Source organism: Rhodovulum steppense, from assembly GCF_004339675.1.
GTDB lineage: Bacteria > Pseudomonadota > Alphaproteobacteria > Rhodobacterales > Rhodobacteraceae > Rhodovulum > Rhodovulum steppense.
The window spans coordinates 1-14,248 of sequence record NZ_SLVM01000006.1 but is presented as its reverse complement, the minus strand read 5'-3'; the positions used below and the strand labels follow the sequence as shown (position 1 = coordinate 14,248).

The 14,248-nt window shown below is 69.4% G+C and carries 12 protein-coding genes; 3 read left to right on the top strand and 9 right to left on the bottom strand.

All coding sequences use genetic code 11. The features are described 5' to 3' along the window. Positions 1-241 precede the first annotated feature (241 nt). On the top strand, positions 242-1,015 hold the full coding sequence (locus EV216_RS05140) for an SseB family protein (protein WP_132693995.1): 774 nt from the start codon (positions 242-244) through the stop codon (positions 1,013-1,015). 135 nt (positions 1,016-1,150) lie between these two features. On the opposite strand, the gene EV216_RS05135 is transcribed toward EV216_RS05140, so the two are convergent. From EV216_RS05135 to EV216_RS05105, 7 genes are all read right to left on the bottom strand, one after another. After that, on the bottom strand, positions 1,151-2,083 hold the full coding sequence (locus EV216_RS05135) for a 2-hydroxyacid dehydrogenase (protein WP_132693994.1): 933 nt from the start codon (positions 2,081-2,083) through the stop codon (positions 1,151-1,153). Next, on the bottom strand, positions 2,083-3,228 hold the full coding sequence (rodA, locus tag EV216_RS05130) for a rod shape-determining protein RodA (protein WP_132693993.1): 1,146 nt from the start codon (positions 3,226-3,228) through the stop codon (positions 2,083-2,085). Before rodA ends, EV216_RS05135 begins: the two co-directional genes overlap by 1 nt. Continuing rightward, positions 3,225-5,171: a penicillin-binding protein 2 gene (mrdA, locus tag EV216_RS05125; RefSeq protein ID WP_132693992.1), complete on the bottom strand. Its 1,947-nt coding sequence runs from the start codon at positions 5,169-5,171 to the stop codon at positions 3,225-3,227. Before mrdA ends, rodA begins: the two co-directional genes overlap by 4 nt. Continuing rightward, complete coding sequence (locus EV216_RS05120) at positions 5,168-5,707, bottom strand: rod shape-determining protein MreD (protein WP_132693991.1); 540 nt, start codon at positions 5,705-5,707, stop codon at positions 5,168-5,170. The genes mrdA and EV216_RS05120 overlap by 4 nt, the downstream gene beginning before the upstream one ends. Then, on the bottom strand, positions 5,700-6,617 hold the full coding sequence (gene mreC, locus EV216_RS05115) for a rod shape-determining protein MreC (protein WP_132693990.1): 918 nt from the start codon (positions 6,615-6,617) through the stop codon (positions 5,700-5,702). The genes EV216_RS05120 and mreC overlap by 8 nt, the downstream gene beginning before the upstream one ends. 35 nt (positions 6,618-6,652) lie before the next feature. Beyond that, on the bottom strand, positions 6,653-7,690 hold the full coding sequence (locus EV216_RS05110) for a rod shape-determining protein (protein WP_132693989.1): 1,038 nt from the start codon (positions 7,688-7,690) through the stop codon (positions 6,653-6,655). A 251-nt stretch (positions 7,691-7,941) separates the two neighbouring features. Then, positions 7,942-9,501 carry a 2-isopropylmalate synthase gene (locus tag EV216_RS05105; RefSeq protein WP_132693988.1) on the bottom strand — a complete coding sequence of 520 codons (1,560 nt, stop codon included), beginning with the start codon at positions 9,499-9,501 and terminating at the stop codon, positions 7,942-7,944. Positions 9,502-9,755: 254 nt separating this feature from the next. Here EV216_RS05105 and EV216_RS05100 point away from each other — a divergent pair, with 254 nt between their 5' ends. After that, entirely contained in the window at positions 9,756-10,421 is a 666-nt protein-coding gene (locus EV216_RS05100; protein ID WP_132693987.1) for an SDR family NAD(P)-dependent oxidoreductase, read from the top strand. Beyond that, on the top strand, positions 10,415-11,944 hold the full coding sequence (locus EV216_RS05095) for a cryptochrome/photolyase family protein (RefSeq protein ID WP_132693986.1): 1,530 nt from the start codon (positions 10,415-10,417) through the stop codon (positions 11,942-11,944). The genes EV216_RS05100 and EV216_RS05095 overlap by 7 nt, the downstream gene beginning before the upstream one ends. Positions 11,945-11,949: 5 nt before the next feature. Here the strand turns inward: EV216_RS05095 and EV216_RS05090 are convergent, their stop codons facing one another. Beyond that, positions 11,950-13,431, bottom strand: a complete 1,482-nt coding sequence (locus EV216_RS05090) for an inorganic phosphate transporter (protein ID WP_132693985.1) — start codon at positions 13,429-13,431, stop codon at positions 11,950-11,952. 52 nt (positions 13,432-13,483) lie between these two features. Then, positions 13,484-13,957 (bottom strand): NUDIX hydrolase, encoded by a 474-nt coding sequence (locus EV216_RS05085; RefSeq protein WP_132693984.1) that lies wholly within the window; start codon positions 13,955-13,957, stop codon positions 13,484-13,486. Positions 13,958-14,248: the final 291 nt, after the last annotated feature.

Here is a 14,248-nt window from a genome sequence, read left to right as displayed (position 1 = left end):
CTTCGGCCCCAGCATATAGCGCCCCCGCGCCCCCGAGTCACTTCCCCGTCCCCTCACGGGCCGGCGAGTGCCGCGTGATCGCCCCCCCCGCGACACGCCGCCCGGGCCGCTGGACCATCGGCGCGCAGAGGCGTAGAAGCCCGCCATTGCCGACGGGTAGATGCCCCCAGGACGACCCCATGCCGCGCGCGGACAGGGCAGGGGCCAGCCCTCCCGCCCCCCGACCCCGGAGCCTGCCCGCATGACCGACCCCACCGCCCTCGATCTCGCCCATCGCGCGATGGCCGCCGCGCCCGAGGATCCCTCCCCCCGGCTGCGCTGGTATGGCGCGCTTTCCGCAAGCGAGCTTTACCTGCTGCTCGACCGCGAACCGGCCGGGGACCGCCTCGCCCCCCGCGTCTTCCGGCTGGATACGGGCCCCGTCGTCCTCGCCTTCGACCGCGCGACGCGGCTGACCGATTTCACCGCCGAACCCGCCCCCTATGCCGCGCTGCCGGGCCGGGCGCTGGCGGAGCTCCTGGCCGGGCAGGGGCTCGGCCTCGGCATCAATCTCGGCACCGAAGATGGCGAATTGCTGCCCCCCGACGCGATCGACTGGTGGGCCGGCATGCTCGCCCCCGCGCCCGAACCGCGCATGCTCGCGGCCGGAACGCCGACCCCGCCGCCCGACCTGCCCGCGCCGCTCCTCGCCGCGCTCGACCGCTGCCTTGCCACGGCCACCGGCCTTGCCGCCTGCGCCTGCCTCGCCGGGCTGCGCCAGGAGGATGGCAGCCATGGCCTCGTGCTCGCCTTCCTCGACCCCCGCCCCGGCGCCGAAACCGCGCTCGCCCGCGCCGCTGCCGAGGCGCTGCGCTTCTGCGGCCTCGACGAGGCAGAACTCGACATCGCCTTCCTCGCCGCGGACCATCCCGACGCCGCCCGCCTTGCCCGGATCGGCCTGCGCATCGACCTCGCCCCCCCGCCTTCCCCGCCATCCGGGCAGGCCGATCCCGACGCCCCCCCGCGCCTGCGCTGATTCTTCTTCCTGGTCCAAATACCCCCGCGCGGAGCGCGCGCCCGCGTCAGCGGGCGCTACCCCCAACGCCGGGCCGCGCGGGGCGCATGCCCCGCGCGGCCCGGGGGCGGGAGCGCCCCGTCACCAGCCGCCCCGTCAATAGCCCCGCGCGCGGTCCACCAGATGCAGGAACGGCTCGCCCGCCTCGCCGCGCCGGATATTCTCGGCGATCACGCGGGCGGCCGTTTCAGGCCGCGTCTCGGCCGCGACATGCGGGCTCACCGTCACCCTGGGATGGGTCCAGAACGGATGCCCCGCAGGCAGCGGCTCGGTGCGGAACACGTCCAGCGTCGCATGGCCCAGCCGCCCCGCATCCAGCGCCGCAAGCAGCGCGGCATCCTCCACCAGCGCCCCGCGCCCCGGATTGATCAGCACCGCGCCGGGCGGCAACCAGCCCAGCCGCTCCGCATCCATCAGGTTCTCGGTCTGCGCCGTCAGCGGCAACAGCAGCACCACGATGTCCGCACGCTCCAGCACCGCGCGCAGCCCCGCCGCGCCGTGATGGCAGGCGATCCCCCCGATCTCGCGCGGCGTCCGGCTCCAGCCCGCCACCTCGAACCGCAACCCTGCCAGCGCCTGCGCGCAGGCCCGCCCCAGCGCGCCCAGCCCCAGCACCGCCACCCGCCTTTCGCGCGCCAGCGGCGGCACGACCGGGTCCCAGACCGGCGCGCGGCGCAGCAGATGCCGGTCCAGCCCCAGGTGATGGCGCAGCACCTGCCCCGTCACCCATTCCACCATGCCCTCCTCCAGCCCCGGATCGACCATCCGGCACAGGGGCTGGGTCAGCGTCGGATCGGTCACGATCCGCTCGACCCCGGCCCACAGGCTCAGGACCGCGCGGCAGCGGGTGAAGGGCGCGAAATCGCGCAGGCCGTCATTCGGGGCGTAGACGATGTAATCCACCGCGCCGGGCGCATCGGTTCCGGTCACGATCCGCGCCGCCACCCCCGCCTCCTCCAGCGCGCGGGTCAGCGGCGCGCGATAGGCCTCCCACAGCCCGTCGCGGGCGGAAAACAGGACCAGCGACATCAGCGCCCCCGCGGGCGATGGATATACGCGCTCTGCACCAGCCCGAAGCCCACCATCAGCACCAGCATCGCCGACCCCCCGTAGGACACCAGCGGCAGGGGCACCCCCACCACCGGCATCAGCCCCATCACCATCGACATGTTCACCGCGAAATACAGGAAGAAGGTCGCCCCGATCCCCAGCGTCAGCAGCGACGAGAAGCGGTCCTTGTTCTTCAGCGCCGCGCTGATGCAGAAGACCAGGATCAGCACATAAAGCGCCAGCAGCGACACGCCCCCCAGCAGGCCGAATTCCTCGGCCAGCGTGGTGAAGATGAAATCGGTATGTTTCTCGGGCAGGAAGTTCAGCCGCGACTGCGTGCCCTGCATGAAACCGCGCCCCGACCAGCCGCCCGAGCCCAGCGCGATCTTGGACTGGGTGATGTGATAGCCCGCGCCCAGCGGATCGCTCGCGGGATCGAGGAAGGTGTCGATCCGGCGGAACTGGTAATCCTTCAGCAATTGCCACTCGGTCCCGCGGCTCGACAGCACCGCGGCGACCGCGCCCACGCCCGCCCCCGCGATCACCGCGAAGTAAAGCCAGTGCACCCCAGCCAGGAACATCACGATCCCGCCGCCCGCCAGCAGCAGGATCGCGGTGCCCAGATCGGGCTGTTTCAGCACCAGCGCGGTGGGCGCCAGGATCAGCGCCGCGGGCATCAGCACGAACAGCGGCCGCGAGACCTTGTTGATGTCCAGCCAGTCGTAATAGGCCGCCAGCATCATCACCAGCGTGATCTTCATGACTTCCGAAGGTTGCAGCCGGATGAACCCGAGGTCGATCCAGCGCTGCGCGCCCATGCCGACCTCGCCGAAGAACTCGACCGCCACCAGCAGCAGCACCGACAGCCCGTAGGCCAGCGCCGCCATGTTGCGCCAGAACCAGATCGGCACGAAGGCCACCGCGAACATGGCGAACAGCCCCAGCGCGAAGCGCTTCATCTGCGGCTCGGCCCAGCGCTCGACATTGCCGCCCGCCACCGAATACAGCATCAGGAATCCGACCGAGGCCACCGCGCATAGCAGCAGCACCAGCGCCCAGTTCAGGTAAAGCACCTTGCTCGGCCCGGTGGGCACCCGCTTGACGGTATATTCCAGATAGCTCATGCCCGCCCGCGCCCGCCAGAGGGGCCGCTGCCCGGATCGCGCAGGCGCAGGCCGCGCAACCGCTCCTCGATCTGCCAGCGCTGCCGGTCGGGATAGGCCGAGAGCGGCGGCACATCGCCATGCAGCGCGCGCAGGATGATGTCGCGTGCGATGGGGGCCGCCGCGGTCGAGCCGCCGCCGCCATGCTCGACCACGACCGCGATCGCGATCTTCGGCGTCTCGACCGGCGCATAGGCCACGAACAACGCATGGTCGCGCCGCTCCCAGGGCAGGTCCTCGTTGCGGAACACGCCCGCCGCGCGTTCGGCGGCGGTGATGTTGCGCACCTGGCTGGTGCCGGTCTTGCCCGCCATCGCCATCTCGGCCGTGACCACGCGGCTGCTATAGGCCGTGCCGCGCCGGGAATTGACCACCGCATCCATCGAGCGGCGGATCCGCGCCAGATTGGCCGGGTTCACCTCCAGCGGCTCGCCCGCGCCCGAGGGCTGCTCGACCCCGTCGATCGACTTGACCAGCCGCGGCACCACCGCCCGCCCGGTCGCCAGACGCGCGCTCATCACCGCCAGTTGCAGCGGCGTGGACAGCACATAGCCCTGCCCGATCGAGGCGTTCAGCGTGTCGCCGATCCGCCATTCCTCGCCCCGGCGCGCGCGCTTCCACGCCCGGTCGGGCACCAGCCCCTCGCCCACCGCCGACAGCGGCAGGTCGAACGCCTCGCCCAGGCCGAACTTGCGCGCCATCGCGGCGATCTTGTCGATGCCGACGCGCTGGCCGATATCGTAGTAATAGACGTCGCAGGATTGCTCGACGCTTTCCACCAGGTTCACATGGCCATGCCCGCCCCGCTTCCAGCAATGGAACCGGCGGCTGCCCAGCGTCAGGTGGCCGGGGCACCAGACGGTATCCTCGGGCCGGATCACGCCATCCTCCAGCGCGGCCAGCGCCGTGATCATCTTGAAGGTCGAGCCCGGCGGATAGGCGCCCTGCACCGTCTTGTTCGACAGCGGCCGATAGGGGGTGTCGGTCAGCATGCGGTAATCGGCAACCGAGATGCCGCGCACGAACAGGTTCGGATCGAAGCTCGGCGCCGAGGCCAGCGCCAGCAGGTCGCCGCGCTCGACATCCATCACCACGACGGCCGCGCTTTCCTCGCCCAGCCGCGCCTGGGCAAAGTTCTGCAACCCCGCATCCACGGTCAGTTGCAGGTCGCTGCCCGGCTGGCCCTCGATCCGGTCCAGTTCGCGGATCACCCGGCCCGCCGCGTTCACCTCGATCCGCCGCGTGCCCGCCTTGCCGCGCAGCCGGTCCTCGTATTTCGCCTCGACCCCGGTCTTGCCGATCTGGAAACGCGGGATCCGCAACAGCGGGTCGGGCGTTTCCCGCTGCGCCAGATCCTGTTCGGAGACCGGCCCGACATAACCCACCAGATGTGCGAAATCGGGGCCCAGCGGGTAATGCCGCGACAGCCCCACCTCGGGGCTGATCCCCGGCAGGGCCGGGGCATTCACCGCTACCCGCGCCACATCGTCCCAATGCAGCCGGTCGGCCACCGTCACCGGCACGAAGGGGCTGTGGCGGTTGATCTCGCGCATCGCCCGCTCGATCGTCTCCTCGTCCAGCGGCACCAGCCGGATCAGCCGGTCCAGCGTCTGCTCGACATCTCCGGCATCCTCGCGCACCACCACGATGCGATAATTCTGCTCGTTCTCGGCGACGACATGGCCCGCCCGGTCATAGATCATCCCGCGGATCGGCGGGATCAGGCGGATGTTGATGCGGTTCTCCTCGGCCAGCATCCGGTAGGTATCGGCCTCGGTGACCTGCAGATGCCGCATCCGCAGCGCCAGTGCCGTCACCAGCACCGCCTGCGCACCGCCAAAGACCAGCGCGCGCCGGCCGATGCGCCGGTTGCTTTCCTCGGTATCCCTGGACGAGCGTTTCATCGCCTGAGCCCCCGCGGGTCCAGATCGCCCGGCGTCACCCGGCGCACCATGAACAGGTAGCGCGTGGCCAGCGCCACCAGCGGATAGGCCAGCACCGTCAACACGGCCTGCACCGCCAACAGCCCGAACTGCATCTCGGGCACGCCGAACAGCGCCAGCACCATCCCGTAGACCAGGAACACGCCACCGATCGTGCCCCCGGTCAACAGCCATTCCGGCCCGAACGGCGTCTCGACCGAGACCTGCTGGCGCGCGCGCAGGAACTCCGCCCCGATCAGCGCCAGGGCGGTCAGCAGCCCCGGCGGGCGCATCAGCAGCAGGTCCAGCATCAGGAACACGCAGGCGATCAGCCAGGGCGGCAGGTAGTCGGGCCGACGCTGCAACCAGGCAAAGGTCAGGCACAGCATCCATTCCGGCCCGGGCAGGATCTCGGCCCGCGCCTCCAGCGGCAGGAGCTGCACGAAGACCACAACCCCCGCCACCGCCCCGAAGACCAGCCGATAGACCCAGCGGTCCAGCGTCAACGGATCAACCATCGCCCGCCTCCTGCGCTGCGGCGGGCATCGGGGCAGGGGCCGGGCCGATCGGTGCGGGCACCACCAGCCCGCCTGCATCGCGGATCACCTCGCCCGCATGGCTGCGCAGCACGCGCAGGAATTCCAGCCGGTCATATTCCGCCGCCAGCCGCGCCCGCAGCCGTTGGTCGCGCCCCAGCGCCACATGCCCCACCAGCAGGCCCGCCGGGAACACCCCGCCATCGCCCGAGGACACGACCCGGTCGCCGGGCCGCACCTGCGCCGGGTCCTCGACGAAATCCAGCAGCGGCGCGCCCGAATTGTCGCCCGCCAGAACCGCGCGCTGACCCGAGGGCTGGATCGTCACCGGGATGCGGCTGTTCGAATCGGTCAGCAGGATCACCCGCGAGGTGGTCTTGCCGACCCCCGCGATCCGCCCCACCAGCCCCAGCCCGTCGGTCGTCGCCCAGCCGTCCAGGATACCGTCCCGCGCCCCCACGTTCAGCAGCACCGACTGCCGGAAGGGCGAGCCCGAATCCGCCAGCACGACGCCCGTGACATGGGTCAGCCGCGGATCCAGCCGAACCTTGTTCAGATCCAGCAGCTTGGCATTCTCCTGCTCAAGCTGCAGCGCGGCTTCCTTCCAGGCCATCATCTGGCGCAATTCGCGGCGAAGTTCCTGATTCTGCTCGGCAAGCCGGGCATAGGACTGGAACCCCTCGATCAGCCGCGCGGTGCGCGTGACCGGCACCAGCGCCCAGTCGAAGCTCGGCACCACCGCATCCACCAGGGCGGCGCGGAACCGTTCCACGCGCGGGCTGTCCACCCGCCACAGCACGAACACCGCCAGCAGGACAAAGACCAGCCCCCCGATCAGGATGCGCCGGATCGGGCGGGCATAGTCCAGTTCGGAATTGCGGTCAGCGGCCAAGTCTGCCTCGCTTGCGGCGCGCGCGGCCGTCCGGTTCAGCTTTCGTAATCTATCACATGCCGAAGCTGTTTTTCATATTCCAGCGCCTTGCCGGTCCCCAGCGCCACACAATTCAGTGACTCGTCGGCCACCGAAATCGCCAGCCCGGTCTGCTCGCGCAGCGCCAGGTCCAGCTCGCCCAGCAGCGCGCCGCCGCCCGTCAGCATCACGCCGCGATCCACGATATCGGCCGCCAGATCGGGGGGCGTCGCCTCCAGCGCGGTCATCACCGCCTCGCAGATCTGCTGCACCGGCTCGGACAGCGCCTCGGCGATCTGCGCCTGGTTTATCTCGATCTCCTTCGGCACCCCGTTCAGCAGGTCGCGGCCGCGGATATGCATCGACGCGCCGCGCCCGTCATCGGGCATCCGCGCCGACCCGATCGAGGTCTTGATCCGTTCCGCCGTGGCCTCGCCGATCAGGATGTTCTGCTGGCGCCGCAGGTAGTTGATGATGCCGTCATCCATCCGGTCGCCGCCCACCCGCACCGAGCGCGCATAGACGATGTCGCCCAGCGAGAGGACCGCCACCTCGGTCGTGCCGCCGCCGATATCGACCACCATGCTGCCGGTCGGATCGGTGATCGGCATGCCCGCCCCGATGGCCGCCGCGATGGGCTCCGCGATCAGCCCCGCGCGCCGCGCACCCGCCGACAGCACCGATTGCCGGATCGCGCGTTTCTCGACCGGCGTCGCGCCATGCGGCACGCAGACGATGATCTTGGGCTTGGTGAAGGTGGTGCGCTTGTGGACCTTGCGGATGAAGAACTTGATCATCTCCTCGGCCACGTCGAAATCCGCGATCACGCCCTCGCGCATCGGCCGGATCGCCTCGATGCTGCCGGGCGTGCGGCCCAGCATCAGCTTGGCATCCTCGCCGACCGCCAGAACCTGCTTGCGCCCGTCCTTGACGTGATAGGCCACCACCGAAGGCTCGTTCAGGATGATCCCGCGGCCCTTGACATAGACCAGCGTGTTCGCCGTGCCGAGGTCGATCGCCATATCCGACGAGAACAGACCGCCAAAACCTACCATGTGCCGGGCCACCCGATGAAAGAGGAAACGGCCCGCGATTCCGTCCGGCGGGCCGTGCACCTTATAGGCTTGCGGCCCCGCGCCGGTAAAGGGCGCATTCACAGCCCCGACGGCACAATTCCGCCGCTTTCACTATTCGAACAATCGGCCCGGTCAAGACCCGGAAATCCCCGCCCGCGGCTTTCACTTTTCCAACATTCGCTTTCCCGGGGCAGGGCAAGGCACCCCGCCCCGGGACCAACCCTCGCGACTCAGACCGCCGCCTTCGCCTCGTCCGGCCGGGTCTTTTCGCGCCGCACCGCCAACCGATTCAGGGCGTTCACATAGGCCTTGGCGCTGGCCACCACCGTATCGGTATCCGAGGCCTGCCCGGTCGCGATATGGCCATCCTCCTGCAGGCGCACGCTGACGGTGGCCTGCGCATCGGTGCCGCCTGTGACCGCATGCACCTGGTAAAGCTCCAGATGCGCGTGATGCGGCACCAGCGCCCTGACGGCGGCAAAGGTGGCATCCACCGGCCCGTCGCCCTGCGCCGTGACCCGCTGTTCCACCCCGTCGATCGACAGGATCAGGTCGGCCGATTGCGGCGCCTCGGTGCCGCAGATCACCCGCAGGAATTTCACCTGCACCCGGTCATGGTCCAGGTCCGCCTCGCTGTCGCGCATCAGCGCGATCAGGTCGTCGTCATAGACCTCCTTCTTGCGGTCGGCGAGCGCCTTGAACCGCACGAAGACGTCGTTCAACTGGTTGTCGCCCAGATCGAAGCCCAACTCCTTCAGCTTCGCGCGCAGCGCCGCCCGGCCCGAATGCTTGCCCATCACCAGATTGGTGGCGTTCAGCCCGATATCCTCGGGGCGCATGATCTCGAAGGTCTCGGCATTCTTCAGCACGCCATCCTGATGGATGCCCGATTCATGGGCAAAGGCGTTCTTGCCGACGATGGCCTTGTTGTATTGCACCGGGAACCCGGACACGGTCGCCACCTTGCGCGAGATCGCCATGATCCGCCGCGTGTCGATGCCCGTGCGGAACGGCATGATGTCGTTCCGGACCTTCAGCGCCATGACGACTTCTTCCAGCGCGGTATTGCCCGCGCGCTCGCCCAGCCCGTTGATCGTGCATTCGATCTGCCGCGCGCCCGCCTCGACCGCGGCCAGCGCATTCGCCGTCGCCATGCCCAGATCGTTGTGGCAATGCGTGGCAAAGATCACCTGATCGGCGCCGGGCACCCGCTCCAGCAGCATCGCGATCAGGTCCGCACTTTCGCGCGGCGCGGTATAGCCCACCGTGTCGGGAATGTTGATCGTGGTGGCGCCGCATTTGATCGCGGTCTCGACCACCCGGCACAGGTAATCGCGTTCGGTCCGCGTCGCATCCATCGGCGACCATTGGACATTGTCGCACAGGTTGCGGGCGTGCGTCACGGTCGCGGCGATCTTCTCTACCATCTCGTCCTGCGTCAGCTTGGTGATGTCGCGATGCAGGGGCGAGGTGCCGATGAAGGTATGGATGCGCGGCCGTTTCGCATGGCTCACCGCTTCCCAGGCGCGGTCGATATCGGCGAAATTGGCACGCGCCAGCCCGCAGATCACCGCCGATTTCGCCTGTTTCGCGATGTCGCGCACCGCCTCGAAATCGCCTTCCGAGGCGATCGGAAACCCCGCCTCGATGATGTCGACGCCCATCTCGTCAAGCATGGCTGCGATTTCCAGCTTTTCGTCATGGGTCATGGTCGCGCCGGGGCTTTGCTCGCCATCGCGCAAGGTCGTGTCGAAGATCAGGACGCGGTCCTGTTCGGTCTGGTCGGTCATGGTGAGAACTCTCGTGTTGGTCTTAGCCGGAAGGGTCTTGGCGCGGAACGGGATCCTCTGAGCGGTCGCGCCGGAACGGCACGCTCAGAGGCGGCTAAGCAGCAGCAGGCCAAGCGGCAGCGCGCGCGGGGCGCGGGCGGCGGCAAGGATATGGGCCTGATGTTCCATGCCGCGCAGTATAGGCATGCAAACGCCAAAGGAAAGCGGAATCGCCGGGCCTTGCGGCCGCCCGCCGCTGCCCTAGCTTGGCCGCGATGAAACGGACCCTTGTCATAGGCGCGTCGGGCGGGATCGGCGCCGCCCTCTGCGCGGCGCTTGCCGACCGGGGCGCATCGGTCACGGCCCTGTCGCGGCGCGAACACGCGCTGGACGTCACCGACGAGGCCAGCATCGCCCGCTGCCTTGGCGCGCTGACCGGCCCGTTCGACCTGATCCTTGTCGCCACCGGCGTTCTGAACGGCGCGGGCCATCCCCCCGAAAAGGCGTTGAGGGCATTGACGCCCGAGGCGCTGGCCCATCACTTCGCCGTCAATGCCGCGGGCCCCCTTCTGGTGCTGAAACATGCTGTCCGACTGATGCCGCGCGACCGCCGCGCGGTCTTTGCCGCGCTGTCGGCCCGGGTCGGGTCCATCGGCGACAACCGGCTGGGCGGCTGGTATGCCTATCGCATGGCCAAGGCCGCGCTGAACCAGGGGCTGCACAGCGCGGCGATCGAGCTTGCCCGCACCCATCCCCGGGCGATCTGCGCAGCCCTCCATCCCGGCACCGTCGCCACGCCCTTCACCGCCGCGCATGCCGCCCGCCACCCGACCGTGCCGCCCGATCAGGCCGCGGCCAACCTGCTGGCCGTTATCGAAGGCCTCGACACAAGCGCAACGGGCGGCTTCTTCGACTGGTCGGGCGCGCCCGTGCCATGGTAGCCCGCCTTGTCCTGATCCTGGGCGACCAGCTTTCGCCCGGCCTCTCGGCGCTGCGGGCGGCGGACAGGGCGCGCGATCTTGTCGTGATGGCCGAAGTCATGGCCGAGGCGTCCCATGTCCGCCACCACCCCAAGAAACTTGCCTTCACCTTCGCCGCCATGCGCAAATTCGCCGCCCGGCTGGCCGCCGCTGGCTGGCGCGTCGCCTATACGCGGCTGGACGATCCCGGCAACACCCAGTCGATCCCGGGCGAGCTTTTGCGCCGCGCCGCCGCCGAAGGCGCGCATCAGGTGCTGGCCACCGAACCCGGCGACTGGCGGCTGATCGCGGCGCTGTCCGACCTGCCGCTGGCGCTGCGCCAACTGCCCGATGACCGTTTCATCGCCAGCCATGCCGAATTCGACGCCTGGGCCGCGGGGCGCAAATCGCTGCGCATGGAATATTTCTACCGCGAGATGCGCCGCAAGACCGGCCTCCTGATGGAGGGCGGCGCCCCCGCGGGCGGCAAGTGGAACTACGATGCCGAGAACCGCAAGCCCGCCGCCCCCGACCTGTTCCGCCACGGCCCCCTGCGCTTCGACCCCGACGACATCGTGCAGGAGGTGCTGACCCTCGTCGAAACCCGCTTTGCCGACAATTTCGGCCAGTTGCGCCCGTTCTGGTTCGCCACCGATGCCGACCAGGCCGAAGCCGCCCTTGCGCATTTCCTGACAACCGCCCTGCCGGGCTTCGGCGACACGCAGGACGCGATGCTGACAGGCGACCGCTTCCTGAACCACGCATTCCTCTCGCCCTATCTGAATGCCGGGCTGCTGGACCCGCTGGACATCTGCCGCCGGGCCGAGGCCGAATACCGCGCGGGCCGGGCGCCCCTGAACGCGGTCGAGGGCTTCATCCGCCAGATCCTCGGCTGGCGCGAATTCGTCCGCGGCATCTATTTCCGCGAAGGCCCCGGCTATCCCACCCGCAACGCCCTGACCCACACCCGCCCGCTGCCCCCGCTCTATTGGGGGGGCGGGACGCAGATGAATTGCATCGCCCAGGCCATCGCCCAGACCCGGGAAGACGCCTATGCCCACCATATCCAGCGGCTGATGCTGACCGGCAATTTCGCGCTGCTGGCAGGCATCGACCCGGGCGCGCTGCATGAATGGTATCTGGCCGTCTATGCCGATGCCCATGAATGGGTCGAGGTGCCCAATACCATCGGCATGAGCCAGTTCGCCGATGGCGGCATCGTCGCGTCCAAGCCCTATGTCTCGTCCGGGGCCTATATCGACCGGATGTCGGATTATTGCCGGTCCTGCCAATATGATGTCCGTCAGAAGACGGGGAAGGGGGCCTGTCCGTTCAACCTGCTCTACTGGCATTTCCTCGACCGCCACCGCGACCGCTTTGCCGCGAATCCCCGGATGGGGCCGATCTACCGCAATTGGGACAGGATGCCCCCCGACCGCCGCGCGACGATCCTGGCCGAGGCGCAGGGCCTGCTCGACCGGCTGGATGCGGGCGGGACGGTCTGACCCCCTCAGCCCAGCAGCGCGCTCAGCGCCAGGAAGAATAGCCCCGACAGCAGCGCGGCGGCCGGCACGGTCACGACCCAGGCGGCGACCACCGTCATGAAATGCGACCGGCGCACCAGCTTGCGGCGGCGCCGCTCGGCCTCGGGCAGGCGTTTCGCGGGCGGGCGGGCCTGCGTGATCGCCCGCACCCGGCGCTCGGCATGCCATTCGCGGAAGAATCCCACGCCGAACACGGCCCCCACCGCGATATGGGTGGAACTGACCGGCAGGCCCAGCCAGGACGCCACGATCACCGTCACCGCCGCCGACAGCGCCACGCAATAGGCCCGCATCGGGTTCAGCTTGGTGATCTGGCTGCCGACCAGCCGGATCAGCTTGGGACCGAACAGCACCAGCCCGAACGAGATGCCGAAGGCCCCGATCACCATCACCCAGACCGGGATCGACACCTGACCGGAAACCGCCCCCTCCTGCTGGGCATGCACGATCGCCGCCAGCGGCCCCACCGCATTGGCCACGTCATTGGCACCATGGGCAAAGGACAACAACGCCGCCGAGACCACCAGCGGAAAGGCGAACAGCGTCTTCAGCGACTTGTTGCGGTTCTCCATCCCGCGCGCCTGGCGCCGGATCGCCGGGATCGCCAGCAGATGACAGACCAGACCCACGGCAAGCCCGATGACCAGCGCATGGCCCATCCCGATGCTGACCACCCGCGACAGGCCCTTGAGCGCCAGATAGGTCGCGAAGGCCCCTGCCATCAGCCCGATCAGCACCGGCACCCAGACCCGCGCGGCGGCGATCTTGTCCTCGACATAGATGATGCGCCACTTGATGAAGGCCAGGATCATGGCCGCGATCACGCCCCCCATCAGCGGCGAGATCACCCAGCTGGCCGCGATCGCGCCCATCATGGGCCATTTCACGGCGCTCAGCCCCGCCGCCGCCACCCCCGCACCCAGCACGCCGCCGACCACCGAATGGGTGGTCGAGACCGGCGCGCCCAGCCAGGTGGCGATGTTCACCCAGATCGCCGCGGCCAGCAGCGCCGACATCATCGCCCAGGTGAAGACCTGCGTATCCGCCACCCTTTCGGGATCGACAATGCCCTTGGAAATCGTCGAGACCACGTCGCCGCCCGCGATCAGCGCCCCCGCGGTTTCGCAGATCGCCGCGATCGCGATGGCGCCCACCATCGACAGCGCATTCGCGCCCACCGCCGGGCCCATGTTGTTGGCCACGTCATTGGCGCCGATATTCAGCGCCATATAGGCCCCGAACCCCGCCGCGGCGACCACGAACAGCATGCCGGGGGTCTGGCCGATCATGACCATCGCCGCCAGCGCGGCCAGCAGGATGAAGGCCAGCGACACGCCCACGCCCACCAGCGGGCGCGAGACATGCATCGTGGCATATTCCACCCGCGAGAGCCGGTTCAGATCCTTGTCGAGCGTGCGCCACTGATCGGGCTTGCTGGTATCGGACATCTCTGGCGGGGCCTTTCGGGGAAGTCTGCGCGGGCGCGGAGGGCCGGGCGGTTCAGGCCGGGAAACCGGCGGAGAAGCTGCCCAGCAGCGCCTTGAGTTCGGGTTCCTCGACCGCCTCGGCGGCCTCGGCCGGGCTCATCCAGCGGCGGCGGCGCTCGGCGCTCTCGGGAAAGAAGTCGTCCAGCGCCGCGACCTCGACGGCGAAGACCTCGACATCGGTGGCGACCGGCACCCCGCCCTTGAGCCGCTTGGTATAGCGATAGCGCCCAACCGGATCGGGGCGGACAAGGCCGGCCCGGACCCCGGCCTCTTCCCAGGCCTCCTGGGCGGCCATGTCCGCGGCGCCATGCCCGGCCTTCGGCCAGCCCTTGGGCAGGATCCAGCGGCCGGTCTCGCGCGAGGTGATCATCAGGATCTCGGGCGCATCGCCCGCCGGGGCGCGGCGATGGCACAGCGCCGCCACCTGAAAGCGCGAGGGGCGCCCCAGGAGCGGCAGCACAAGGTTGGTCCAGACCTGTTTCAGCATGCTCGCCCGCGCAGTGAACCGATCCGTCGCGATAGCACCGATCCGGCGGGCGGGGCAAGCCGATCCCTGGACGCGGCCGCGGAGCGGGGCATTTCGCCCCGGCTGACGCCGGGGCGACCCGGCTGTGTCGTTACGGGTGGTTCTGACAGGGGGTTACAAGGGGTTTGATACCGGAAGAGGGTCGAGGTCCGGGGGCTATCCCGGATGGCCCGGCATTGTCCGGCATTATCGGCCGGGCCGGGACTTCTGCCACCAGGCGGGAAGGGCGCTCTTGCCGGCGCGGCGCTCGGG